Annotated in this window: 24 protein-coding genes; 18 read left to right on the top strand and 6 right to left on the bottom strand. The window is 44.9% G+C overall.

The genetic code is table 11. The features are described from left to right. The first annotated feature begins 61 nt into the window (after positions 1–61). Positions 62–1,723, top strand: coding sequence for a diguanylate cyclase domain-containing protein (locus AOT13_RS14690; protein WP_003249903.1), 1,662 nt, complete (start codon positions 62–64; stop codon positions 1,721–1,723). 115 nt (positions 1,724–1,838) lie between these two features. On the opposite strand, the gene AOT13_RS14685 is transcribed toward AOT13_RS14690, so the two are convergent. From AOT13_RS14685 to AOT13_RS14675, 3 genes are read right to left on the bottom strand one after another with little or no spacing between them, the layout of a single operon-like run. After that, complete coding sequence (locus AOT13_RS14685) at positions 1,839–3,230, bottom strand: nucleoside recognition domain-containing protein (protein WP_003249905.1); 1,392 nt, start codon at positions 3,228–3,230, stop codon at positions 1,839–1,841. Continuing rightward, on the bottom strand, positions 3,199–3,930 hold the full coding sequence (locus AOT13_RS14680) for a FeoB small GTPase domain-containing protein (RefSeq protein ID WP_003249906.1): 732 nt from the start codon (positions 3,928–3,930) through the stop codon (positions 3,199–3,201). Before AOT13_RS14680 ends, AOT13_RS14685 begins: the two co-directional genes overlap by 32 nt. Next, the gene (locus tag AOT13_RS14675; protein WP_003249908.1) at positions 3,917–4,177 is read right to left on the bottom strand and encodes a FeoA family protein; all 261 of its coding nucleotides are present in this window, start codon (positions 4,175–4,177) and stop codon (positions 3,917–3,919) included. Before AOT13_RS14675 ends, AOT13_RS14680 begins: the two co-directional genes overlap by 14 nt. A gap of 262 nt (positions 4,178–4,439) precedes the next feature. Here AOT13_RS14675 and AOT13_RS14670 point away from each other — a divergent pair, with 262 nt between their 5' ends. Beyond that, the gene (locus AOT13_RS14670) at positions 4,440–6,428 is read left to right on the top strand and encodes an acetoacetate--CoA ligase (protein WP_003249909.1); all 1,989 of its coding nucleotides are present in this window, start codon (positions 4,440–4,442) and stop codon (positions 6,426–6,428) included. 454 nt (positions 6,429–6,882) lie between these two features. Here AOT13_RS14670 and AOT13_RS14665 read toward each other — a convergent pair whose 3' ends face one another. Then, the gene (locus AOT13_RS14665) at positions 6,883–7,656 is read right to left on the bottom strand and encodes an IclR family transcriptional regulator (protein WP_003249912.1); all 774 of its coding nucleotides are present in this window, start codon (positions 7,654–7,656) and stop codon (positions 6,883–6,885) included. A 378-nt stretch (positions 7,657–8,034) separates the two neighbouring features. Between AOT13_RS14665 and AOT13_RS14660 the strand changes: the two genes are divergently transcribed. Genes AOT13_RS14660 through AOT13_RS14645 form a run of 4 tightly spaced genes read left to right on the top strand, consistent with a single transcriptional unit; the run spans position 8,035 to position 11,388 of the window. Continuing rightward, positions 8,035–9,309 (top strand): right-handed parallel beta-helix repeat-containing protein, encoded by a 1,275-nt coding sequence (locus tag AOT13_RS14660; RefSeq protein ID WP_042383820.1) that lies wholly within the window; start codon positions 8,035–8,037, stop codon positions 9,307–9,309. Further along, a complete protein-coding gene (locus AOT13_RS14655; protein ID WP_003249915.1) occupies positions 9,309–9,827 on the top strand; it encodes a nitrous oxide reductase accessory protein NosL in 519 nt (172 codons plus the stop codon). Before AOT13_RS14660 ends, AOT13_RS14655 begins: the two co-directional genes overlap by 1 nt. A 53-nt stretch (positions 9,828–9,880) precedes the next feature. Continuing rightward, on the top strand, positions 9,881–10,693 hold the full coding sequence (locus AOT13_RS14650; protein ID WP_003249917.1) for an ABC transporter permease: 813 nt from the start codon (positions 9,881–9,883) through the stop codon (positions 10,691–10,693). Beyond that, complete coding sequence (locus tag AOT13_RS14645; RefSeq protein WP_003249919.1) at positions 10,690–11,388, top strand: ABC transporter ATP-binding protein; 699 nt, start codon at positions 10,690–10,692, stop codon at positions 11,386–11,388. Before AOT13_RS14650 ends, AOT13_RS14645 begins: the two co-directional genes overlap by 4 nt. A gap of 650 nt (positions 11,389–12,038) precedes the next feature. On the opposite strand, the gene AOT13_RS14635 is transcribed toward AOT13_RS14645, so the two are convergent. After that, positions 12,039–12,647 carry a transglutaminase-like domain-containing protein gene (locus AOT13_RS14635; protein ID WP_003249921.1) on the bottom strand — a complete coding sequence of 203 codons (609 nt, stop codon included), beginning with the start codon at positions 12,645–12,647 and terminating at the stop codon, positions 12,039–12,041. A gap of 314 nt (positions 12,648–12,961) precedes the next feature. Here AOT13_RS14635 and AOT13_RS14630 point away from each other — a divergent pair, with 314 nt between their 5' ends. From AOT13_RS14630 to AOT13_RS14595, 8 genes are all read left to right on the top strand, one after another. Beyond that, positions 12,962–13,939: an ABC transporter ATP-binding protein gene (locus AOT13_RS14630; RefSeq protein ID WP_003249923.1), complete on the top strand. Its 978-nt coding sequence runs from the start codon at positions 12,962–12,964 to the stop codon at positions 13,937–13,939. Next, a complete protein-coding gene (locus tag AOT13_RS14625; RefSeq protein WP_003249926.1) occupies positions 13,929–14,702 on the top strand; it encodes an ABC transporter permease in 774 nt (257 codons plus the stop codon). Before AOT13_RS14630 ends, AOT13_RS14625 begins: the two co-directional genes overlap by 11 nt. Before the next feature lie 2 nt (positions 14,703–14,704). Beyond that, positions 14,705–15,493 (top strand): ABC transporter permease, encoded by a 789-nt coding sequence (locus tag AOT13_RS14620; protein WP_003249928.1) that lies wholly within the window; start codon positions 14,705–14,707, stop codon positions 15,491–15,493. Positions 15,494–15,599: 106 nt separating this feature from the next. Next, positions 15,600–15,989, top strand: coding sequence for a MerR family transcriptional regulator (locus tag AOT13_RS14615; protein ID WP_003249930.1), 390 nt, complete (start codon positions 15,600–15,602; stop codon positions 15,987–15,989). After that, complete coding sequence (locus AOT13_RS14610; RefSeq protein ID WP_042383817.1) at positions 15,986–17,515, top strand: class I adenylate-forming enzyme family protein; 1,530 nt, start codon at positions 15,986–15,988, stop codon at positions 17,513–17,515. Before AOT13_RS14615 ends, AOT13_RS14610 begins: the two co-directional genes overlap by 4 nt. Next, the gene (locus tag AOT13_RS14605; RefSeq protein ID WP_042383815.1) at positions 17,493–19,166 is read left to right on the top strand and encodes an acyl-CoA dehydrogenase family protein; all 1,674 of its coding nucleotides are present in this window, start codon (positions 17,493–17,495) and stop codon (positions 19,164–19,166) included. Before AOT13_RS14610 ends, AOT13_RS14605 begins: the two co-directional genes overlap by 23 nt. 390 nt (positions 19,167–19,556) lie before the next feature. Beyond that, a complete protein-coding gene (locus AOT13_RS14600) occupies positions 19,557–19,925 on the top strand; it encodes a Na-translocating system protein MpsC family protein (protein ID WP_003249936.1) in 369 nt (122 codons plus the stop codon). A gap of 315 nt (positions 19,926–20,240) precedes the next feature. After that, positions 20,241–21,488, top strand: coding sequence for a methyl-accepting chemotaxis protein (locus AOT13_RS14595; RefSeq protein ID WP_003249938.1), 1,248 nt, complete (start codon positions 20,241–20,243; stop codon positions 21,486–21,488). 287 nt (positions 21,489–21,775) lie between these two features. On the opposite strand, the gene AOT13_RS20180 is transcribed toward AOT13_RS14595, so the two are convergent. Further along, positions 21,776–21,940, bottom strand: coding sequence for a hypothetical protein (locus tag AOT13_RS20180; RefSeq protein WP_013876800.1), 165 nt, complete (start codon positions 21,938–21,940; stop codon positions 21,776–21,778). Positions 21,941–22,034: 94 nt separating this feature from the next. On the opposite strand from AOT13_RS20180, the gene AOT13_RS14585 reads away from it, so the two are divergent. From AOT13_RS14585 to AOT13_RS14570, 4 genes are all read left to right on the top strand, one after another. Continuing rightward, a complete protein-coding gene (locus AOT13_RS14585) occupies positions 22,035–22,739 on the top strand; it encodes an SOS response-associated peptidase (RefSeq protein WP_003249940.1) in 705 nt (234 codons plus the stop codon). Continuing rightward, positions 22,717–23,115, top strand: a complete 399-nt coding sequence (locus AOT13_RS14580) for a thiol-disulfide oxidoreductase DCC family protein (protein ID WP_003249942.1) — start codon at positions 22,717–22,719, stop codon at positions 23,113–23,115. Before AOT13_RS14585 ends, AOT13_RS14580 begins: the two co-directional genes overlap by 23 nt. Before the next feature lie 64 nt (positions 23,116–23,179). Next, positions 23,180–23,572 carry a hypothetical protein gene (locus AOT13_RS14575; protein ID WP_003249943.1) on the top strand — a complete coding sequence of 131 codons (393 nt, stop codon included), beginning with the start codon at positions 23,180–23,182 and terminating at the stop codon, positions 23,570–23,572. Between the two features lie 30 nt (positions 23,573–23,602). Next, on the top strand, positions 23,603–24,139 hold the full coding sequence (locus AOT13_RS14570) for a GrpB family protein (protein ID WP_003249944.1): 537 nt from the start codon (positions 23,603–23,605) through the stop codon (positions 24,137–24,139). Positions 24,140–24,210 lie beyond the last annotated feature (71 nt).

The raw sequence follows: 24,210 nt of genomic DNA, 5'->3' as shown, positions 1-24,210 counted from the left end.
ACAGCGGCACGGCTCTTTCAGCAATGCTAAAATAAATCTTTATAGCATGAAGGAGGGCAACGTGAACAACGATAAATTGTTATCAGCCGATTTGTTTCATCGATTGGATATGTTGAATGCAGTTAAAGATATGATTTTTGTGATAAAAGCAGATGGAGACACTTTTTGTTATATATGGATGAATCAAGCGGCATGTTATGAGATAGGTGTTGATGAAACGATTTACGGAAGACAGATCGAGGATGTTTTGTCTCCAGAACAAGTTGCCGTTGTGAAACCGAAATACCAGCAGGCTGCCGCAGAGAAAAGTACTATCGTGTATGAAGATACTTTTGTAACTTCCCGCGGTTCGTTCGTAAGGGAGACGATTCTTATCCCCATTTGTTTTGAAAATGAAACTTGTGGCATCATTGTGGCGGTTGTGAGGGATGTAACAGAAAGAAAAAAGAAGGAACAGGAAAGGCAAAAAGCGAATTGGGAGTTAGAAATAAATGAGCAAAAGTTTCGGGCGTTAATGGAACATAATACGGATATCATTTTCGAATTGGACTTGCATGGAACAGTTCGGCGCGTTAACCATGTAGTCGAAACGGTATTAGGGTACTCCGCAGACGAAATGATCGGTCGTTTATTTATCATTTTTGTTGCACGCGAAGACAGAAAAAGAGCATTACGGCATTTGCAGAAGGCAATAGAAGGCGGTTCCGAAGAATATGAAGTCTCCGTTTATCATCGAGCGGGAAAAAAAGTGAACCTGCAAATAAAAAACGTTCCGGTTATCGTTCATAATCAAGTTGCCGGCGTTTTTTGCATTGCCAAAAATATCATGGAGAAGAAACAATGGCTTTCGTCTTGCGGGGAACGCTACCGGAAATTAGTGGAGTTTCTGCCTGAAGCGATTATCGTATTTAATACGGAAGGAAAAATTATGTACATAAATTTGGCAGGGGTAAAATTGCTTGGCGGCAAGCAGAAAAAAGATATAATCGGAAATGCAATATGGAAATTTTTCCGCAACGCTGCCCAAATCGCGCCAAAAAGACGAAAGCAATGGCAAAACAGTTCCGATGTCCAAGAAATTTTCGTTGAGGAATTTGTTCGGCTGGATGGGAAACCGATTTATTTGGAAGTATCGCTATCGTCTGTTGAATATGCGGGAGAATCAGCGATGCAAGGGATTTTTCGCGATGTCACGGAAAAGATTAATTATGAAAAACAGTTGGAATTTTTGGCATTTCACGACCCATTGACAAAGTTGCCGAATAGAAGACTGTTTTTCGATATCGTTGATAAATCGATAATAGAAGCGGAGCGGACGAAAAGCGGTTTAGCCGTGCTGTATTTGGACATGGATAATTTTAAAGATGTTAACGACACGTTTGGCCATGATATTGGCGATGAATTGTTAAAACAATTTGCCAAGAGAATAAAGAAAAACGTTGGCGAGCATAACGTTGTTTGCCGAATTGGCGGAGATGAGTTTTTAGTGCTGTTAAAAGGGGTAAAAGAACGAACCGATGTCCATCAAATTGCGAAAAGACTGTCTACAAATATTCGAAAACCTTACCGAATTAAACATCTTACCATTCGGACGACGGCAAGCATGGGAATCGCGGTTTCTCCCATTGACGGCACCACTTCCAAAGCGCTTATCCACCATGCAGATCAGGCGCTTTATCAAGCGAAAATGAAAAAAAACTGCTACCGATTTTATTCATTTTAATCCCCCGCCTTTTGTTTGTGCTAAAGGGCGGGGGCAACAAGTTTAACAAGCTATTGGATGCCGTTATTTCATTGCCTGCGGCTAACACATTGCAGCAGTGCTCTTCCGCTTGCAGTTAAACAAGGGAAAACCATCGCGCGATATGTGCCGTTAAAAATGTAACGGTAATCGCTATGGCGGTTGGCAGGGCAAATGCAACAAACGTCCATTTTTTGCTTTTTGTTTCTTTATAAATATTCATCAATGTCGTTCCGCACGGATAATGAAGCAAGGAAAACAACATCATATTGAGCGCTGTCAGCCATGTCCAGCCATGGTCGGCGAAAATTTGTTTGAGCGAGTGAAGGCCGTCGACCTCTGTCAAGGAACCGGTTGATAAATAGCCCATCAGTAAAATCGGCAAGACGATTTCATTGGCCGGAAGCCCTAAAATAAACGCCATTAAAATATAGCCGTCGAGCCCAAGCGCCTGTGCAAACGGATCAAGCCAATCAGCGATATAGGCGAGAACAGTCGTACCCCCGATATGAATGTTTCCGAGCAGCCATGTCAACACACCGGCCGGAGCGGCAACCACAATGGCCCGCTTAAGCACGTAAATGGATTTGTCTAATGTGGCGCGAACAATCGTATTCCATATTTTCGGGCGCCGATACGGCGGCAGTTCTAATGTGTAATGGGTCGGGATGCCGCGCAGCGCCGTTTTCGACAGCACCCATGAAACCGCCAGTGTGACGACAATGCCAAACAGCACCATCGCGACGACAACACTAGCGGTGACAAATGTTTTCCATCCACCTGTATAACTTGCCGCCATAAATAAGGAAGACAGCAAGATCAGCGTCGGCCACCGTCCGTTGCAAGGGACAAAGTTGTTCGTCAAAATCGCCAGCATTCGTTCGCGAGGCGATTCAATGATGCGTGTGGACATAATCGCGGCAGCGTTACATCCGAATCCCATCGCCATTGTGAGCGATTGTTTTCCGTGCGCTCCTGCTTTTTTAAACAAGCGGTCCATGTTGAATGCGACGCGCGGGAGATATCCATAGTTTTCTAGCAATGCAAAAATAGGAAAGAAAATCGCCATCGGCGGAAGCATCACGCTGACGACCCAGGTCGTGCCCCGATACAATCCTAGCACGATCAATCCATGCAGCCACTCAGGAGCATGCAACGCTTGAAAGAAAAGCGTGAGATACCCTTCAAGCCATCCGAAAAAGCTTGCTAACATGCTGGATGGAACATTCGCACCAGCAATCGTGATGTAAATAACGACCGCAAGCATCGCAAGCATGATCGGAAATCCCCATAATTTTGAAGTAAAAATGCGGTCTAACTTCTCCGCTTCGCGTTTTGCTTGATTTGAATAGGTAACCGTTTCATTGCAAATTGCTTGCGAAGTGCGGAAAATGGCAGATACGATCTGTTCGCGCGTATCCGCAGGCGCTAGCGCTTGCGCTTCGTTCATCAGATGTTCAAATTGATTTTGCGGAACCGTGACATGCATTTATCCTTACCTCCTTTGTGGATGGAAGTGGTTGCAGGAACGAGCGAAACAAAGATATATCCCCATCGAGCAAGCGGAGCGCGACCCAGCGGGCAGGGTACGCGTCGCCAATCACTTCTTTCACGCGTGGAATCAGCTTTTCAATGCATTGTTCAATTTCTGGACTGTACCGGACGGCAATAGGTTTTGTTTGGATGTTTCCACACACCATCGCCTCGATTGTTTTGACTAACACGTCGATTCCCTCTTTGTTGCGCGCGGAAATCGGTACGACCGGCACTCCTAATTTTGCTGCTAGTTTCTCGGTATCGATGCGGATCCCCTTCTTTTTCGCTTCATCCATTAAGTTTATGCAGACGATGACATTGCTTGTCATTTCCAATACTTGCAAGGCGAGGTTGAGGTTGCGCTCTAACGCTGTGGCGTCGAGAACAACGATCGTCACATCCGGCTTTTCAAAAATAATAAAATTCCGCGCCACTTCTTCATCCGCTGAATTCGAATAAAGGGAATAAGTTCCAGGCAGATCAACTATTTTATAGTGGTTGTTATTGTGCGTTAAAAACCCTTCCGCATAAACGACCGTTTTTCCCGGCCAATTTCCAGTATGCTGGCGCAATCCGGTCAAAACGTTAAACAATGTGCTTTTTCCAGTGTTTGGATTTCCAGCAAGGGCAACGGTATATTCATTTGTTGTCATCGCGTATTCTCTCCCCATAAATATAGTCACTTTCTTCCTTTCGCAATGCAATCGTTGTATTGCTGACACGATAGGCTGTCGGGTCTCCCAACGGGCTTTTTTGGAGAACGGTGATTTCGCATCCGGGAACAAATCCTAAGTCAAGCAATCTTCGTTTCATTGTTTTATCTTCTATGTGAAGTTGTTCAATGCGGAAACGTTCCCCTTCTTCCGCTTCGGATAGGCGCTGTAATTTTGCTGAAGGCATAATAGTTTCCTCCTTGCTAATAAATTGTATACAGATTATAATTTTGCGTCGAACCAAATTTTCTTTTATCTTATTCTTTTCTCCTTGTTTTGTCAATTATTTTGTTTCGCGATGTTGCGACGACTTTTCGCATTCTTTTTATGAAGTTCGTTCTCTGTTTCTATATTTTCAACGGTAACAAAAAATGTTATTATATAAATAGTCTAAATTTTCAATCAACAAAAAGGGGAAGGGGGGAGTCTGCGTTTTTACGCAGGTGGAAATGAAAACGGTTACGGAAGGGACGACATTATGGACGCCGACAGAGGAGCGTATTCAACGGTCAAGTATAAAACGCTATATGAATTGGCTAAAGGAAAAAAAGGGGCTGGCATTTGAAACACATCAAGCATTATGGAATTGGTCTGTGGAACATTTAGAAGAGTTTTGGGAATCGGTGTGGGAATATTGTGAGATAAAATCGGCGGCTCCGTATCGTTGTGTGCTGGAAGAACGGAAAATGCCGGGAGCGAAATGGTTTCCGGGTGCGACATTGAACTATGCCGAGAACGTGTTTCGCAACGAGCGATCCGATCGGCCGGCGCTTCTTTTCCGCTCCGAGCGCGTTCCTTATCGTGAAGTGACTTGGAAAGAGCTGAAAGAAAAAACGGCGGCGGTTGCAAGCGCGCTGAAAAAAATCGGCGTCAAACCGGGAGACCGGGTGGTGGCATATATGCCAAACATTCCGGAAACGGTCATCGCTTTCTTGGCATGCGCCAGCATCGGCGCAATTTGGTCGAGCTGTTCTCCGGATTTTGGCGCGGGCAGCGTCATTGACCGATTCCAGCAAATCGAGCCGGCAGTGCTGTTCGCGATTGATGGATGCCAATATAATGGAAAAGAGTTTGATAAACGCCCAATTGTCGACGAATTGCGAAAAAAATTGCCGTCGCTCAAGAAAACGATTTTGCTTCCATATTTGCGGAAAAACGAGCAGGAGCGAGATGATTCGATTTTATTATGGGATGAGATCATTCAGGAAAAAGCGGAACTTTCTTATGAATACGTTCCGTTTGACCATCCGCTTTGGATTTTGTATTCCTCCGGCACAACGGGGTTGCCGAAACCAATCGTGCAAGGGCATGGCGGCATTTTAATCGAACATTTAAAAACGCTTATGATTGAACAAAATATTACAAAAGAAAGCACATTTTTCTGGTTTACGACAACGGGATGGATGATGTGGAATTTTTTGATCGGCGGATTGCTTGTCGGAGCGGCGGTTGTTCTTTATGACGGCAGTCCGACGTATCCGGACGGAAACGCATTATGGGAACTGGCGGAAAAGGCCCGCATTACCCATTTCGGAACGAGCGCGGCGTTTATTAACATTTGTATGAAGCATGGAATAAAGCCGAAAGAATCATACGATTTTTCCGGTTTGGAAGCGGTTCTTTCGACGGGATCTCCGCTGACGGCGGAAGGATTTTTATGGGTATATGAAAACGTCAAAGACGACATTTGTTTAGTTTCGTGCAGCGGCGGAACGGACGTATGCACTGCTTTCGTTGGTGGCTCACCGATGTTGCCGGTCCGCGCCGGCGTCATTTCCTGCCGGGCGTTAGGAGCAAAGGTGCAGGCATTTGATGAGAATGGAAATCCATTAATCAATGAGGTCGGGGAGCTCGTGGTTACTGAACCGATGCCGTCGATGCCGTTGTTTTTCTGGAACGACAGCAATCATGAGCGCTATATGAGCAGCTATTTCGATACGTACCCGGGGGTTTGGAAGCATGGCGACTGGATTAAAATCAATGAGGAAGGCGGCTGCATTATTTACGGCCGTTCCGATTCGACGATTAATCGCGCCGGTGTCCGGATGGGAACGAGCGAAATTTATCGCGTCGTCGAAGCGATTGACGAAGTGCTCGACAGTTTGATCATCGATTTGGAAATGATGGGGAGAACATCGTTTATGCCGCTCTTTGTCGTGTTGAATCCGGGGGCAGTGCTCGATGAGGCGTTAAAAGAGAAAATCAGGCAAGCCATCCGGCAAAATGTGTCGCCGCGCTTTGTGCCAGATGAAATTTACCAAGTCAAGCAAATTCCAAAAACGCTTAACGGAAAGAAAATGGAAATTCCGATTCGCAAGCTGTTATTGGGATTTCCGCTCGAAAAGGCGGTTAATCCAGGATCGATGGCGAATCCGGAATCGCTGGAGTTTTTTATGGAGCTGTCTGCTAAACTAGAAAACAATGTGAAACACCAATGAATGATTGCTGCTAACAGACCGTTCATGGAAAAGGAATGGATAAGGAGAACAGTCTGCTTTGCTTTTTCCGTTTGAATATCATAAGAGGCTATCTTCACTTTCCGATTGAAGATAGCCTTTGTTTTTATAATGACAAACATGATTTTACTGATTCCGGTTTGCAAAATACTGGAGGCCTTTGCGGAAAATCCATATGGAAACTCGGCGCCTGTGGAAGTTCCTTTTTTCTTTTCCTGCTCATAAACATAAACGATGTTTGCTCCAAAGTATAATCTTTGCGAGCAATGTTCTGGGCAATCTCCATTGGTATTCATAGCAAGGAACGATGTTTGTTTTCCGCTTCTTCCCAGTTTACAGGCACATGTCTTTGCTTCTCTTTCATTTCATACATATTGCACGGAATACAATGCGTATGTACGTTAAAATGGTGATTGCGGAACTTCCTCCTTCCTACTTATGTTTTCCAATAGCCAAGCTTTTCAGAAATTTCGTTTGCTGCGCGCTTGACTTTTGCGATGATGGACGGGTTATATGGGTTCATGCGATGCACAGGGCCAATCACGCTGAGCGCGTAAACAACCTTTCCCGTGTAATCCCGAATCGGTGCAGCAATCGATGCTACTCCTTCGCGGAGCTCCTCAATGCTAATGGCATAACCTTGCTGTCGAATTGTTTTTAATGCATTGCGAAATGCATCGGGATCGGTGATAGTGTTTGGTGTAAATCTTGCCAATCCTTGTTCAATGTAAGATTCGGTTTTTGCATATTCTTGATAGGATAAAAGAACTTTTCCTGAACTAGTGCAGTGCAAAGGATTTCTTCTGCCGATATGGGATAGGGCTTGAACAGGCCGCTGGCATTCCACGCGATTAATATAGACAACATCCATTCCATCTAAAACAGCAATATGTGCTGTTTCTTGAATGTCCCGAACAAGTTGTTGCAGGATAGGCTGCGCTTCACGGTTAATTTCTAAATGGGAAGTTACAATTGTATTTAAGTGTAAAATTGTCAGTCCCAAGCGATATTTTTGGGTTGTCGGATCTTTTGTAACAAACCCCTCGCTAGCGAGAGTTTGGAGCAAACGGCTTACTGTGCTTTTCGAAAGTCCAAGGGAAGAAGCTAATTCAGTAACTTTTTTTTCTGGTTCTTCCAGCGAAAAACTCCGTAAAATGCGCAACGCATTTTTCACAGAAGAAAGCAGATAATCTTCATTCGGTTTTGACATGTGGATTTCTCCCTCTCTCTTCAAACATTGCATATAGAAGAACATGATTCTTTGATAATAGTATATAACATGTAGAAAAATAAGAAAAATCATAATTTTGTTTCATATGTCAGAATATAGATGTTGTATAGTAAACAAATAGTCCATATGGCAATAACAATCATTTCTTGTTAAGCAACAGATCGATGATGAGGTGAAAAGGAAGCTGGTTCTGATTAGAGCCAGATTCTTCATTTTTATCAATGCAATGAATGAAAATGATGATCATAATAAAAATCTTACCTATTGTCAGAAAATATACATGAAAGTTTCATAAATTGCACATAATTATTTGTTATGCTTCATCTTGGAAAAACGATTATGAGGAAAGATTGCTTTATGAAAAATTATTGTTGCTTTTTTCTCTTTTTCATTGTTTTCTGGACTTTTCCGTTAACTTATCATGCCGAAGATACTTTGCAGTCTCGGATCGACAAAGCTCCTGAGCACGGAGTGGTTAAGTTGCCAAGCGGTGTGTATAATGAAACCATTGTCCTCTCCAAACCTGTTACTTTAGAAGGTGTTGGGCAAGTTACGATTCGTTCTTGCAGCAAAAAACCTGTTATCACGATCCAAGGCCAACAAGTAACATTGAGGTATGTGAATGTCGAACAATGCAGCGACGGGAAGGATACGGAGGCGATCTATGTTACAGGCAAACATCATAGATTGGAAAATGTTCATATCCGTACGAAGCAATTTGGCATAAAGCTCGACCAAACTAGCAATACGGTTATTGAAGGAGTCTCTGTGAAAGGGGAGCAGAAGGGAAACGGGATTGATTTGTGGGAGTCGGATTGGAATATAATCCATGATGTCCGTATGGATCAAGTGAGAGATGGAATTTACATGGAAAACAGCCACTCCAACCAGATAACACAAAACGATATTCGCCATTCCCGTTACGGCATACATATTATGTTTTCTGATCACATAACCGTGAAGAATAATGTTTTGCGGGACAATATTACGGGCGCCATGGTTATGGGAACAAAGGGAACAAAAATTGAGGAGAATGAATTGATATTTAACAACCGGAATATAAATGCTCAGGGGCTGCTGCTATATGATGCATCGGAAACGGAAGCTGCTCGTAACAAGATTTCTTATAATCGCGTTGGCGTCTATGCGGAGAGTGCGGAAAATAACCGCATTTTAGCTAATGAAATCAGAGGCAACTTCATTGGCATACAATTCAAAAACGCGAATGCAAACACCGTATCGGATAATGCGTTTATTGGAAATGTCATTGAGGCACAGGCGATAAAAAGTTCTGAAAATGCGATTGCGCATAATTATTGGGATGCGTCTTTAAAACTGGATACAACTGGATCTGGGATGAGTGCCATACCGTATAGAGCGGATCCGTTTTTCCTGAGGCTGACGAATGATGTGCCAGAGTATCAGCTGTTTTTCCAAGCGCCGGGCATGATTGTGTTACAAAAATTGTTGAAAAGTCCAGACAATGAAGTCATGACAGATGAAGCACCGCTTATGAAAGCGGCTACATATGATGGACAGATGCATGCATCATCCAAAATGCTGCTGGGTGCAGTGAGTGTCAGTATGTTAGCAGGAAGTATAAGTTTATTTATGATAGGGAGGAAAAGATGATGAAATGGAAGGGTATATTAATGACAATGTTTGCAATTTTAGTATTAGCGGTAGCTGGTTGCAGCAAAAAGGAAGTTAAGCCAGTAGCAATTGATGAGAAAAATGATAAATGCGCAGTTTGCAATATGGCAGTGATGGACAACCAGTTTGCTACGGAAATCATTCTTGAGAATGGAAAAACTCTAGTATTCGATGATATCGGCTGTATGTATAAATGGTTGGGCGAGCATAAGGATGAAAAAGTACAAGCAAGGTTTGTTCGTGATTATAATACAAAAGATTGGATTGAAGCGGATAAAGCTACCTATGTATACGATAAGTCTATTCGAACACCGATGGCTTACAACGTCATTTCTTTCAAAGATAAAAAAGATGCCGAAGATTTCGTATCTAAAAATAAAGGCACAGTATTAACCTATAAAGAGCTAGAAGATCATAAATGGGAACGGAACAAAGAAATGATGATGAAGATGAAACAAGAGCATGGCACGAATATGGAGATGAACCATTCGCATTAATACAGAAAAGGGCAATCGTTCTGATTGTCCTTTTTTACAGGAAGAGGGATTGTATGTGGAACATTTGGTACTCTGAGTGGCGCATGGCGATAAGGCAGCGTTCTTCCTACATGCTTCTATTGCTGTGGGTAAGTGTTTTGTCTCTCTTATTTCTGCTGGAACGGAATACTCCTGCTTTAATCGGATATACAAACATGACCGGAACCATTGCGAATTTGCTGCTGTATATTGTGCCGTTGTTTATGCTCATCAGCGGCTCGTTTGCCATCGCCAACGAGATGGAAAATGGACAGTGGCGTCTGCTATGCACGTATCCATTGCCGACAACTTCCTATTTAATAGGAAAACTTGCCGGACAATTTACCGCACAAACGGCTGTGTTTACCTTAAGCTTTGGCGCGAGCCTTGCTATCGGCCTGATTAGCGGAAGTGTTTTGTCCGTAAAATGGGTGCTGGCTCTCTATATCTTTGCGATATCATTAATTTTTTTCTTTCTTGTGATCGGTTTGGCCCTAGGTGCGTTCGTTGCGACAAGGTGGCAGGCTTTAACGCTTTCTGTTGGAGTTTGGTTTTTTTTGATTATGATATGGCCGCCCGCGCTTATCGCTGTCCTTGGTTTGGTTCCTTATCCAATGATTGCCCCGCTTTTAAAAATTGCTCTGTTAAGCAATCCGGCAGAATTGCTGCGTATTGTTTTGGTGGTTCAACTTGGCGGGGGAGCCGTTTTCGGGCAATCCTACGATGGGCTTGTCTCATTTTTGCAGAAAGGAGCGGCATGGGGAATACTAGGCTTATATGTATTCATTTACACATCTTTTTTGTTCATTCTCTCCGCATGGAGGCTTGAAAGGAGGAAAGCGCAATGACCTTATTGCAAGTTTCAGAGGTTTCCAAAAAATATAAAACAAAAGTTGCGCTTTCCGCATTTTCATTGGAAGCAAAACGGGGGGAATGCATAGTCTTGTGCGGCGGGAATGGCGCTGGAAAAAGCACGCTTCTTCATATTCTTGCTGGCGTTTCGGCACCGACATCCGGGACAGTAATGTTAAACGGTATCAGTTTGCAGAAAAATCGAAAGGCATATGTCTCACAGATCGGCTACATGCCGGATGAATTTTATGCTCAGCAAATGATGACCGTCCAAGAGTTTCTTTCCTTTTATGCGGCATTGCGGAAAACGGGAAAATCAAAAGTAGAGGAAATTTTGAAAAGGATAGGCTTGGCGGAGAAGAAGCAAGAACTGGTGAAAAATTTATCAAAGGGAATGCGGCAACGGCTTTTATTCGGACAAGCATTGCTGGGGGAACCAGCACTGTTGCTATTGGATGAACCGACAAACGGTCTGGATCCATTCTGGGTCAACATGTTTGTCCAGTTGCTTAAAGAAAGGAAGGAAAGAGGCGCCATTATCATTTTTTCCACCCATATGATGGATGTAGCGGCCGAGATAGGGGATCATATCGTATTCATGAAAGACGGATCAGTGGTCAAACATATAAGAAATACAGGCAATAAAGAAGAGATGACTTTGCAGCTGCTGCAGCTGCACCGCCAAATATAAGGCTGCTGAGGATGCTCAGCAGCTTTTTATTCATGCATATGAACACAGCCCATTAATTCACTTCTTGCAAAAATGTGTGGGCCACAGCTAATCGAAATGATAAGGCAGCGGCACCAGAACGGCTTGTTGCGGGATAGCGGATTGGCATAGGCTATGCCGCGTATAACAGCGGAACAATTCATTAAACAGCCGAACAAGCATCCACTCGTAGCGAGAAACGGAAAGATGCCCATGGCCGGGTTCTTGTTGTCTTTTTGAAAGAATCTTTTCTAAAAGATTGTTGCTGCATAAACAAAAAATAGAAAAATTTTAAATAAAATACTATAATTAATAAAAAAGGAGGGATTCAAAAACGGATGAATAAATATTAAAAACTTTCCATTGGCATTATGATTGGTTTTCCTATATTCTTTTTAATCGTAAGCCTGTTTACTGGGAAATGGGGGTTTTTCTTTTGGAATTTGCCACCAAGTTTTATCAGCGGTATGACAGGGCGTTTCGCTTCTAAACATGCCAATCGGAATGCTTATCATTCACAAGAACAGACTGTATCAGAACGCTGTGAAAAAGGCGTTCCTTTTTATGATGATCTAATGTGTTCCATAGCGGCAAAGTTTGAACATAGAACGGAACAGCATTTTTCCGATTTTTTATAGATTGTCTGGCAAATAATATTTATACATTTTTAACGCATTTGTATGTTCCTTTAAAACGGAAATGGTTTTTGGATTCGGCTTGGTATAAATGATCGGAAAATCTTTTTCGCCCAGCTCCTCTTGGACGGGAAATGCTAATATTTCTTTATCTATAGAAAATTCTGCCTGTACACCTGGTTTGTTTCCGCGAGCATCTAAACGAATCCACCGATTTAATGAAGAAAGAAAAACACCATTCAGCGCATGAAGAGAATACCCCTTGTCCGGTGTATCGAATAGCATGAGCCGTTGATAACAAAAACCTGTCGGGATCCCTTGCGATCTTAACAAAGCGGCTAATAAATTCGCTTTTGCGTAACAAATTCCTTCTTTATAGTGAAGCACCTCAGAAGCTTTGCATGTAACTCTTGCGCTTTGTATATCCCATGAGTGCGAAATTTCATCCCTGACAAATTCAAATGCTATTTTCGCCTTTTCCAGTTCTGACTGCCCTTCATGAAACAATTCATTTATTTTTTTCTGGATGAGAGGATGAGAAAAATCGACAACATCTAATTCTTCCAGATAGTCCTTTAAATTGGCGGATTCGGGCGTTCGTTCCATGTTCGTTCCCCCTTATCAAACAGTTTTGTATAATTATAAAAATATTTAAATAAAAATTCAATTATAATTTGCTTGGATAACTTCTGCTGCGCTATTTGTTGATGGAAAGCCCAGATTGGCTTTATCTTCATCGAGCGGTTGATAAAGTTTGCCAAGAGCTGAAAGACTTTGCTACGCTTTCCGCTGCGGGCATTGCCCTGCCCGTTAAAGTGCCGTTCATTTTGGAGGCCTGCTTTTTGTTTGCGTGCTGCCTGCTAATCATATAAAAATAATGTACGGACAAAACATCTTGTCATCAGTTGGGGGAAGAAACCATGATTCATGTGAAGCATTTGCATAAATCATTTCGCGTCCATGTCCGCCAAGCGGGCTGGCTGGAGGCCTTGCGCAGCTTATGGAGGCGCGAATACCGGGTGGTGGAAGCAGTCAAAGATATTTCGTTTACGATCGAAAAGGGGGAAATTGTCGGATTTTTAGGTCCGAATGGCGCCGGCAAAACGACGACGATGAAAATGCTGGCCGGGCTGTTGCATCCGACTTCAGGAGAAATAACAGTTGGCGGTTTCGTTCCGTTTGAGCAAAAAGCGGAATTTAAAAAAATGATGAGTTTGGTGATGGGGCAGAAAAGCCAGCTCATTTGGGATATCCCGCCGATGGAAACATTTTTAGTCAACAAGGCGATTTATGAAATCGATGACCGGACGTTTCGCGAAACGTTGGACGAATTAGTGGAATTGTTGGAGCTTGAGCCACTTTTGACCAAACCGACGCGCAGTTTGTCGCTCGGGCAGCGGATGCGCTGCGAGCTGGCGGCGGCGCTGCTGCATCGCCCGCAAGTATTGTTTTTAGACGAGCCGACGATCGGGCTTGATGTCCATACACAGGAAAAAGTGCGCCGTTTTATCGTTGATTACAACCGCGAGCATGAAACGACGATTTTGCTGACGTCGCATTATATGGGCGATGTGACGGCGCTATGTGACCGTGTCATGATTATCAATTATGGAAAGTTGATTTATGACGGGGAGTTGACGGTGCTGACGGAGAAACTCGCCCCATACAAGCGGCTCGAAGTCCGCTTTGCCAAGGTGCCTGACGTGCGCTGGGAAGATTTCGGAGAGGTTGTTGAAATCGAAGACGGCAATGTGGCATTGCGAGTGGCGCGGGAGAAAGTGGCAGAAGTGTCGGCGCATTTTTTGCAGCATTTCCACGTCCATGACATTAACATTCAAGACCCGCCGATGGAAGAAGTCATTACGCGCGCGTTTCAGGAGGGATTACATGATTCGTAAATACATTGCCCTTCTGCGCATGAAATATATCGAAATGCTTGCTTACCGCCTGGCCACTCTCGTCTGGATGACGGGCGCCATCACCCAGCCGCTCATAACAATGGTCGTATGGATGAACATTGATCCGGCGCAAAGCGATGCTTTTATTTTTTACTTTATGGCCGTTATTTTTGTTGAGCGGATGACGAGCGCGTGGGACGTTTGGGAGCTTGAACGCGAAATTCGCGAAGGGACGTTTTCAAACTACATTTTGCGGCCGTTGCATCCGATTCACTGGGCGATTGCGGAAAATGTGGTGTATAAAGCATTGTTTGCTGCCATCTTGGCTCCGGTATGGGCGATAGCGGCTCTGTTTGTGCCTGCGCTGCGCTTTGATGTGACAGGGGAACAGGTGCTTTTGTTTTTGGTGGCGGTGCTGCTTGGCGCTGTGCTGCGCTTTTTGCTTAGCTACATTTGCGGGCTGCTCGGCTTTTGGATTACCAAAGTTACGGCGGTCTATGGCGTGCTGGAAGTGATTTCTCTATTTTTATCAGGGCGGATTGCGCCGTTGTCGCTGCTGCCGCCGGTGTTGCAGCAGTGGAGCATTTTTTTGCCGTTTCGTTATATGATTGGCTTTCCGATTGACATCATTACCAAAGCAGCCAATAGCCATGATATGCTGCAAGGCTTTGCCATCGCTTCCATTTGGATTGTGGTGTTCGTTATCGCTTTGCGGTGGATATGGAAAGCGGGATTAAAGAAAAACCAAGCGGTAGGTGGTTAAGCGTGCGAAGATATGTACGGATTTTCCGCGAGTTTTTCCGCGCCTGTTTTGTGGAAGAATTGGAATATCGCAGCGAGTTTCTCGGCAATCTCATCTCCAGCTTTTTTGGCATTGGGATTGCGGTTTTGACGGTTAACATCTTTTTCTATCAGACTGACCAATTAGGCGGCTGGACATATGCCGACGTGCTTGTTTTGCTTGGCGTCTTTAATACGCTGAGAGGGATGATTGATTTTGCGTTGCGTCCAAACATGCCGCGCCTGCTTGAGCATGTCCGCCGCGGCACGTTGGATTATATTTTGACAAAGCCGGTCGATAGCATGTTTTACGTCAGCTTTCGCCATTTAGTGTTTTGGCGCCTGATTGACGTGTTGCTTGGCCTTGGCGTCATCGGCTACGGCTTGATGGTCAAGCGTTATATTCCGTCATTATTCGATGTGCTTATTTTTCTCATTACCATTGCGGCATCATTCGTATTGATTTATTCGTTATGGATGATGCTGATGACGACGTCGTTTTGGGTCATCCGCATTGACGACTTGTCCTTTATTTTTGATTCGTTTTTTGAAACAGCCAGATTTCCGATTGGCATGTACCGCGGCTTGGTGCGCATCGTGCTGACGTACGTCTTGCCAGCCGCTGTCATTACGAACATGCCGGCGTTGTCATTGTTAGGGAAGTGGAATATGGCGACTGCATTTATCGCCGTTTTGCTGGCTTTAGTCTTTTTATGGCTGGCGCGCCGCTTTTGGCGCTTTGCGCTTCGCTTTTATACGAGCGCGAGCAGTTAAGGGGGGGAATCCTCCTTTTTGTTTTATTATGGAAAATTTAGTTGACTTTAACGTAAACGTAAATTAAAATAAAATTCAGAAAATTAAAATGATAGAAGGGAATAATATGCATTACTTCACCATTTCCCAGCTGGCACAAGAATTTGATATAAGCACACGGACGATCCGCTATTACGAAGAGCGCGGGCTGATTGCCCCGATTCGCACGGAATCGGGACAGCGTCTGTACACAAAAAAGGAGCGCGCGAAATTAAAGCTGATTTTGCGCGGCAAGCGCTTTGGCTTTTCGCTTGAGGAGATTCACGAAATGATTTCCCTTTTTGATCAAGACCGCACTGGGCGGAAACAGCTGGAAAAAACGATCGAATACGGGAAGCAGAAAATAAAGGAGGTGAGCGAGCGGATCGATGATCTCCTGCAGCTGAAAGAGGAGATGGAAGCGATGCTAGCGGATTTTGAAAAGCGATTGCGTGAATTGGAGGGGTTGGATGGATGAACATTTCAGAGCTGCTCGCGCGCAATGCGAGAAAATTTCCGGATAAAACGGCGATCATTGATGGAAACGAAGAGCTATCGTATGCGGAAGTCGACCGGACGGTCAACCGCTTGGCTTCGTCACTGGCCCGGCTTGGCATTCGCCAAGGAGATAAAGTGATTTTGTATATGCCGAATACGAAGGAATTTGTGTTTGCGTATTTTGCCGCGCTTCGCCTTGGCGCTATTGTCGTTCCAGCCAACGCGCGCCTCACTGCTTCCGAGGTGCAATATATTCTCCATCATAGCGAGGCAAAAGCGGTGATTGCCCATGAATGGATTTGCGGGCAGATCGCCCCGCTGGTAGGACAAGGGAATGTCGTTTGGATCAAAACGGGAGAAGCAGCTGATGGCTGGGTATCCATGGCTGACTTGATAGCAGCAGGGTCGCCCGCTCCGGTTGTTTGCCCGCTGAACGAAGCGGATGAAGCAACGATTTTGTACACATCGGGAACAACAGGACGGCCGAAGGGAGTCTTGTTTACGAACCGCAACATTTTTGCCGTCGCGACGATGATGGTCATCGAAGCGAAAATGGACCGCCACAGCCGCATTTTGCATATGATGCCTCTCAGCCATTCCGCACCGCTGCATTTGTTTTTTGTCGGCGGCACCTATGTCGGCGCCACCCATGTACTGGCACCAGCGTTTTCTCCAGAAGCGTTGCTCCAGCTTGTGGAGCAGCATGAAATCACCCACTTTTTTGGCGCGCCTGTTGCTTACTTGCTGGCTGCCAAGCATCCGCGCCTACATGATTATAACCTTTCTTCCGTCCGCTATTGGACGTACGGCGGCGCGCCTTTGTCACGCACCGAGGTGTTGTTCATTGCCAGCCGATTCCGCACCGACCGTCTCATGTGTTTATACGGCCTCACCGAAGCGGGTCCGAACGGAACGTATTTATCGCCGGAAGAGCATGCCGAAAAAGCCGGCAGTGTCGGCAAATACGCCGCCCTTCATTGCGAAGTGAAAATCGTTGATGACCAAGGGAAGGAAGTGCCGCCGGGGGAAATCGGCGAGATTGCGCTGCGTGGGGAAAGCGTGATGAAAGGCTACTATAAAGATGAAGAAAAAACGAAGGAAACAATGAAAGACGGCTGGCTATATACCGGCGATTTGGCCCGCCGTGATGAAGACGGCTATATTTGGGTGATCGACCGCAAAAAGGACATCATTATTTCCGGCGGCGTCAACATTTATCCGAAAGAAGTGGAAGATGTGCTGCGCACACATCCGGACATTGTCGATGTCGCGGTCATCGGCGTTCCGCATCCGGAATGGGGAGAAACGGCCAAAGCGTTTGTCGTTGCCGGCAAACCGCTGGAAAATCTCGCAGAAATTTGTAAACGCTTTCTTAAAGGGCAGATCGCTGACTATAAAATTCCGCGCTTATATGAGCAAATTGAGGAACTGCCGCGCAATGCGACAGGAAAAGTGTTAAAACAAGTGTTAAGGGGGAAGTACGATGAGACGGCTGAGCGACGTTGATCCGAATTTGCTCGCCAACTTAAAAAAGTATTTAGATAAGGAGTTATATGCCTATGCGGAAAAAGAGCTGGAACAGTTTTACCAGCTTTGCATGACCGATATTGACCGCCGTGCTGTGCACACCGACCGCGAAGGCCAGCCGCGCCTGATCAAATACGATCGCTTTGGCAACGAGATTTCTGAAGTATGGGTTAATGAAGGCTACCAGCAGACGGCGAAACAAACATATGAAACGGGAATCGTCGGCTATGTCCATAAGCCGATTCCTGAGCTGGGGCGGAAAGGAAATTATATTTATTCGTACGCGCAAGGCTACCTATTGTCACAGGTGGAGACAGGGGTTTATTGCCCGGTGACATTGACTATGGCCACCGCCTATTTGCTTGAACATTTTGCCGATGAAAATTTGAAAAAAAAATATTTGCCGCATGTCATTTCCACCGGAGAAATTGAATTGTATGAAGGCGCCACTTTTTTAACGGAGCGCCAAGGCGGCTCTGACGTCGGCGCTAATGCGGTGCGTGCCGTTCTGTGCGGCGATCACTACAAATTGTTCGGGGAAAAATATTTTGCCAGCAACGCCGGCCGCTGCGGTGTCGCCGCCGTGCTAGCGCGCATTGACGGAAGCGAGCCGGGAACAAAAGGGCTGAGCTTATTCCTTGTCCCGTGGCGCAACGAAGACGGCACGCTTAACAGCATTCAAATCCGCCGTTTGAAAGATAAGCTGGGAGTTCGCGCCGTGCCGTCGGCAGAGGTTGTTTTTGACGGAGCGAAAGCGTATGTCATCGGCGATCCGAAAAAAGGCTTCTATTATATGATGGAAGCGTTAAACTTGTCGCGCGTCTGCAATGCGGTCGGGTCGATCGGCATTATGAAGCGGGCGTTAGAGGAAGCGAAGCAGTATGCCGCTAACCGCACTGCCTTCGGTCATAAACTGACCGACTATCCGATGGTTCGAGAAACACTTGCCGATTTAACGGCACGGCAAGAAGTGCAAACGAGCGCCTGCTTTGAAATGATTTCCGTGTTTGAGCGAGTCATGACTGCACCGGATGAAGCGACAGAGGAAGAAAAAGCGTGGAACCGTCTTCTCATCGCCTTATTGAAAATGCGCACCGCTGAAGAAGCCATCGCCTTTGCCCATGAAGCGATCGAAATGCACGGCGGCAACGGCTATATCGAAGATTTCGTGACGCCGCGCTTGCTTCGTGATGCGCAAGTGCTGACGGTATGGGAAGGGACGGCTAACATTTTAGGACTGGAAGTGTTGCGGTTAATGCGTAAATACCGTGTTCATGAGCAGTTTATTGCCAAAATGGCGGAGGCGCTCTCTTCCCTTTCTGACGATGTTGAGCCGCTTGCCAGTCCGGTGAAGCAAGGATTACACGAACTTGCGGAAGCGTTGAAGCGGCTTGACGGCCAGCCGGAAGAGGTGCAAACATTTCATGCAAAAAAAATCGCCAACCGCCTGTGTGACATTTATTTAAGCGTCGTCGCTCTCGAACGCGCCCAAGAAAATGAACGGAATTGCTTGATTGCCCAGCTCTTTTTGCAGCATATTTGGAATCGCCATTTAGTGGATGAACAAATGCTTTCTGTTCGCCATTTTGAAGTCATTATTCATGGACAGAGACAGCTATCCCCTTCGTGACGAAAATGATACAGAGCCGCTTCCATGGCGGCTCTGTTATTTGATAAATGAAGTGGGCACAATTCGACAGAGATAAGCTTGCTGGAGGAAGGAGCATTGATGGGCAGAGTTTCTAAAAAGATGCGAATTGTAAAGTAAAATTTTTTCTTGACAGAAAAAACGATATGAATTAATGATAATAGTAAATAAATCATGCCGTTTTGATAGATCGTTCAATTGCTAGATGGGAAGCAACACAATGAATACATATGTTGTTTTGGCTTGACCGGGATGTTTCACTGAAATAGTGACCATGCCGTTTTTTTGTTCAGCAAATAACAGAGAAGCCTCCCTCTTTGACGGGCAAAGCGAGTCAGCGGGAGAAGCTCAAGGGAAAAGGGGAATAGAAAGATGCCTGTATCAAAAGGAGAAATGGAAGATCAAATCAGCCGTGCGCTGACGCAATGGGAAAAAGAATATTTAGGACGAGGATCAGTTGCCGTGAAAACGGACATCATCCGGAATATTATTCTTATTCAATTGAAAGGAATTTTAACTCCAGCGGAAAAAAACTTAGCAAGCACGAAGGAGGGGTTGCTGTCGATTAAGCGGATTCGCGCGGATTTAATTGAATCAGGCAGCGAGCAATTAAAAGAAATGATTACGCGAATCACAGGAAAGGATGTCATCAGCATGCATACAGACATCAGCACCCGCACAGGGGAGCGGGTGATCGTGTTCTTATTGCGCGATAATTTAGAGGAAGAATTCCGAAAATAGCGGTAGCCAAGATGAACCGGAAATGTTTTTTATTATCAGAAAATGTTTTCGGTTTTTTATGGATGTCGTGTCAGTTAAAAATTAGGAATAAAGAGTTATTTTAAAATTATGATTCCACGATATCATTTAAGTTATGATAAACAAAAACGTCATTCAAGAATGAAAGAAACGGGAGTGAAGAAGGAAGAATGGCACGCGCGGATGCATGTTTCGCTATTTCTCGCAAATGCCATCATCTTTGTTAAGGATGGAAACAATGAAATTAGCGGTACATGTAGAAAATGCTTGAAAAAACAAGAAAGGAAGGACAGCTCAATGAGATGGAAAGTGTCATATTTAAGCCGCGTTATTTTGCTCACTCTCGTAGGGTTTGAACTAGTGCATTATCTCATGAGCTATCTTCTTGAAAATGTAGTAAATGGAATAGCGGTCTCGTTTACAGTATCCGTGGTGTCAATTATCGTTTCTTTTGGCATTCTCCATTATTTTCTAGTAAAACCGATTTTCGAGCTTACAGAACGGGCGCGGGTCATTATGGATGGCGATGTAAGCCAGACTGTTCAAGTGGAAGCAAAAGGCGAGCTGGAGATACTGTCAAGGACCATCAACAATATGACGGCAAGTTTGCGCAATGTAATCATAAAGCTGCAAAGCGATTCTAATGAATTAGTCCGATTTTCTAATTCACTGTCTGAATCGGCAAATTTATCGATGAAATCGATGGAACAATTATCTGCATCGATCCAGCAAAATTCTGCAAGCATCCAAGAGCAAAGCGCCAATATTGAAGAAGTTCAGGCGGCTGTTGAAGAGATCAACGCTTCTGTCGAAGAGATCAATGCGTCGGCCCAACAAGCGAATGATGTCACAAAAAAATCTTTAAACACTTCCAAAGAAGGCGTTGACGCAGTCGACCACGTTGTTCAACGATTAACGTTAGTGGCATCTGCTTCCGAAAAACTAAAAAATACAATTTCGCGGTTGAACAGCGAATCGAATGAAATCGCCCAGCTGGTGAATATCATTACGAACATTAGTGACCAAACTAATTTGCTTGCGCTAAACGCTGCTATCGAAGCGGCCCGCGCCGGCGAGCATGGGAAAGGCTTTACTATTGTAGCCGAAGAAGTGAGAAAATTGGCGGAAGAAAGCGCAAAAGCGGCCAAAAATATTATTGAAATTGTTAATCGGAATAAAAAAAGTACAGATGAAGCTATGTCTGAAATGGATAAGGTTAGAGATGAAGTGATAGAAAGCCAGCATTTAGCTGATAAAGCAAAACATTCCCTCTCTGTAATCATGTCTGTCACCGAAAAGATTAACGAAAATTCTACCAATATCGCCAATGCTGTCGATCAACAAGCGTCAGCGATAGAACAATTAAACCGCGCTATCGAGTCGATTGCCAGCGCTGTCCAACAAATTTCAGCCGGCACGCAAGAATTAAATGCGGCGGTGGAAAAACAAGTACACACCGCGCAAAATTTAGACGCATCATCTAGTACACTTCAAAAAATGGCAGAAAGTTTAGAAAAAATTACAAAGAGATATATTGTTTGCTAAGGATGAAAAAAATACGCTTTAGCTCATTTATGCTCCTTGGGCATGTGAGAATTTCATGTCTAAGGAGTTTTTTCTTGCGCATTACGGGCTGCCTCACGGCACAACCGGAAAAAAATAACACAATGTAAGCGACGGCATAAACGAGCGTAAAGAAGATGGCAAAAACAAACAGCCATACTCGTGCTCCAGAAGGTGCCGCCATTGCTTTCAGAATAAAGCGAAACAACATAAGCAGAAGCAATGAAAAAGCAAACACGAGATATGACGGAACGGCCCCCCGTGTGTTGTCATTCCGAGTGATCCTGGTTGATAGTGAATCTATAAAATAAGCCAATCATAAAGATGGCGACCAAAGCGGCAAACGTGCCGCAAATCCGCCGCTTTTGCGCCGGCGTAGTCCCTCGCAGCAGCAACATCACAACGCCAAAGTATCCAAGCGCAACAAGTTCCATGCATATAACCCCTTTTTTATATTATACTTTTACTTACTATGAAGCAAATTCCTTTTTCATCCGCCTATATTATATAAAGGGAGGGACATTGTCGATGTGCGGACGATTTTCATTAGCTGTTGGGATTGAGCAGCTTCGATCGCTTTTTAAGTTTGTCTTCGAAGAAGACATCGCGCCCCGGTTCAATATCGCGCCAAATCAAGCGGTGCTGACCGTATTTGAAGCGGAAGGGAAAAGAATTGGGAAGATGATGAAGTGGGGGTTGGTGCCATCTTGGGCGGATGATCCGAAAATCGGATGGAAGATGATTAACGCAAGGGCGGAAACGGTCGATGAAAAGCCAAGCTTTCGCCGCGCGCTCAAACGGAGACGTTGTTTGATTTTGGCCGACGGATTTTATGAGTGGAAAACGGTAGAAGGGAAAAAAATCCCGTACCGCATAACATTGCGGGACGGACAGCCATTTGCATTTGCTGGTTTATGGGAAACATGGGAAAAACGTGGCGAAACGCTGTATACGTGCACAATTATCACCACAACGGCGAACGAATTAGTGAAAGGAATTCACGACCGCATGCCGGTAATTTTGCCGCAAGATTGGCATGACGCCTGGCTGGATCCGCATCTTGAAGATACCGATTATGTGAAATCACTGTTGCAGCCGTATCCTGCTGAAGAAATGAAAATGTACGAAGTGTCGACGATAGTCAATTCACCGAAAAACGATGTCATAGAATGTATGGAACCGGTCAATGGCGAGAAAATGGGGGAGAATGATGCATCCAATCATCTTGTTTGATGGTGTTTGTTCGCTTTGCAGCGCGAGTGTGCAATTTATTATCGCGCGCGACCCGCATGCCGTATTTCGCTTTGCTTCTTTGCAAAGTGAAACAGGCAAAGCGCTGCGGGAAAAGTTTGGCATTCCCGCAATGGACAGTCTCGTGGTGTTTGAAAACAGCCGCTATTATGCGAAGTCAAGCGCCGTTCTCCGCATTTGCCGGCATCTTGCTGGCGCTTGGAAGCTGTTATATATATTTTGGCTTGTTCCAAAGCCGCTGCGGGATAGTGTATATGATTTTGTCGCCAAGCATCGGTATAAATGGTTTGGAAAGCGCGACCATTGCCTGATGCCCGCCTCCGACGTCCGCGCTCGGTTTCTTGATGAGCGACAATAAGAAGGAATATGCCCGCTTTTTGTCGTATTGGGAATAAGTAACTAGAATAGGGGGAGATGATTTAATGAATGGTGACCAAAAAACATGGCTGAACAGCTTGACAGCAGAAGCGTTGGAGCAATTTTCCGAAGACATGATGGCGGCAGCGGAACATGACGAAGACAAAGAGAGACAGCGATTTTATGAAGGGATGGCGGTCGCTAGCAAGCTCGCCGCCATGAAATGCAAAGGGGAGTTTGCATCTATTGATGAGATATTGATCCATCATGTGTATGAGAACATGAAAATGCTGAACATGGCGGAAAGAAACGGTATGTCCTCAACGGCGAAAGAAAGCGCGAACGAACGCTGCTCGTTTTGCTTTCGTAAGAAACAACGTCTTGCCAGAGGGCCGTTTGCGTCAATTTGTGAAGACTGTTTGCAATTTGGGCTGCAGGTGATCGAAAGCCAAAAATAATCGTTTTGCAACGACAGCGAGGAAAAGGATGTGATCATCATTGCCCGGAAAGTAGAAGTCGTCCCGTTTTGCGAGCAGTGGGCGACGATGTTTGCCAAAGAAGCGGAAAAGCTGAAACAAGTATTTGGCAAAGAATGTTTGCGCATCGATCATATTGGCAGCACGGCCATCCCGGAAATGAGCGCCAAGCCTATTATTGATATTTTGCTAGAAGTCCATCATATTGATCACGTCGACCAATATCATAAGGCAATGGCAGAACTTGGCTATCAGGCGATGGGAGAAAACGGCATTCCGCAGCGCCGCTTTTTCCAAAAAGGCGGGGATGAGCGCACCCACCATGTCCATGTGTTTCCGGCAGGAAGTGAGCATATTGTAAGACATATAGCGCTTAAGGAATATATGATCGCCCATCCCGAAGAGGCCAAGACATACAACCGCCTGAAAATATCGCTTGCCAAACAGTTTCCTAATGATATCCAAGCATATATAAAAGGAAAAGAGGCATTTGTAAGAGAGACGGAGAAGAAAGCGTTAGCCTGGTACAGGCAGAAACAACGGCGGTAGATTAACGTCGAGTGAATCTCTGGCTGCTATCGAAGCGAGACAGCTGTTTGCCAAACAGCCGCTAATTGAAA

The organism is Parageobacillus thermoglucosidasius, assembly GCF_001295365.1.
Classification (GTDB): Bacteria; Bacillota; Bacilli; order Bacillales; family Anoxybacillaceae; genus Parageobacillus; species Parageobacillus thermoglucosidasius.
The sequence above is the reverse complement of the archived record's forward strand: the minus strand, read 5'-3'. Positions and strand labels throughout refer to the sequence as shown.

Coding starts and splice junctions, on each gene's coding strand:
- AOT13_RS14685 (WP_003249905.1), bottom strand. CDS start 3,230: ATGCATGTCACGGTTCCGCAAAATCAATTTGAACATCTGATGAACGAA.
- AOT13_RS14680 (WP_003249906.1), bottom strand. CDS start 3,930: ATGACAACAAATGAATATACCGTTGCCCTTGCTGGAAATCCAAACACT.
- AOT13_RS14675 (WP_003249908.1), bottom strand. CDS start 4,177: ATGCCTTCAGCAAAATTACAGCGCCTATCCGAAGCGGAAGAAGGGGAA.
- AOT13_RS14670 (WP_003249909.1), top strand. CDS start 4,440: ATGAAAACGGTTACGGAAGGGACGACATTATGGACGCCGACAGAGGAG.
- AOT13_RS14665 (WP_003249912.1), bottom strand. CDS start 7,656: ATGTCAAAACCGAATGAAGATTATCTGCTTTCTTCTGTGAAAAATGCG.
- AOT13_RS14660 (WP_042383820.1), top strand. CDS start 8,035: ATGAAAAATTATTGTTGCTTTTTTCTCTTTTTCATTGTTTTCTGGACT.
- AOT13_RS14655 (WP_003249915.1), top strand. CDS start 9,309: ATGAAATGGAAGGGTATATTAATGACAATGTTTGCAATTTTAGTATTA.
- AOT13_RS14650 (WP_003249917.1), top strand. CDS start 9,881: ATGTGGAACATTTGGTACTCTGAGTGGCGCATGGCGATAAGGCAGCGT.
- AOT13_RS14645 (WP_003249919.1), top strand. CDS start 10,690: ATGACCTTATTGCAAGTTTCAGAGGTTTCCAAAAAATATAAAACAAAA.
- AOT13_RS14635 (WP_003249921.1), bottom strand. CDS start 12,647: ATGGAACGAACGCCCGAATCCGCCAATTTAAAGGACTATCTGGAAGAA.
- AOT13_RS14630 (WP_003249923.1), top strand. CDS start 12,962: ATGATTCATGTGAAGCATTTGCATAAATCATTTCGCGTCCATGTCCGC.
- AOT13_RS14625 (WP_003249926.1), top strand. CDS start 13,929: ATGATTCGTAAATACATTGCCCTTCTGCGCATGAAATATATCGAAATG.
- AOT13_RS14615 (WP_003249930.1), top strand. CDS start 15,600: ATGCATTACTTCACCATTTCCCAGCTGGCACAAGAATTTGATATAAGC.
- AOT13_RS14610 (WP_042383817.1), top strand. CDS start 15,986: ATGAACATTTCAGAGCTGCTCGCGCGCAATGCGAGAAAATTTCCGGAT.
- AOT13_RS14605 (WP_042383815.1), top strand. CDS start 17,493: ATGAGACGGCTGAGCGACGTTGATCCGAATTTGCTCGCCAACTTAAAA.
- AOT13_RS14600 (WP_003249936.1), top strand. CDS start 19,557: ATGCCTGTATCAAAAGGAGAAATGGAAGATCAAATCAGCCGTGCGCTG.
- AOT13_RS14595 (WP_003249938.1), top strand. CDS start 20,241: ATGAGATGGAAAGTGTCATATTTAAGCCGCGTTATTTTGCTCACTCTC.
- AOT13_RS20180 (WP_013876800.1), bottom strand. CDS start 21,940: ATGGAACTTGTTGCGCTTGGATACTTTGGCGTTGTGATGTTGCTGCTG.
- AOT13_RS14585 (WP_003249940.1), top strand. CDS start 22,035: ATGTGCGGACGATTTTCATTAGCTGTTGGGATTGAGCAGCTTCGATCG.
- AOT13_RS14580 (WP_003249942.1), top strand. CDS start 22,717: ATGCATCCAATCATCTTGTTTGATGGTGTTTGTTCGCTTTGCAGCGCG.
- AOT13_RS14575 (WP_003249943.1), top strand. CDS start 23,180: ATGAATGGTGACCAAAAAACATGGCTGAACAGCTTGACAGCAGAAGCG.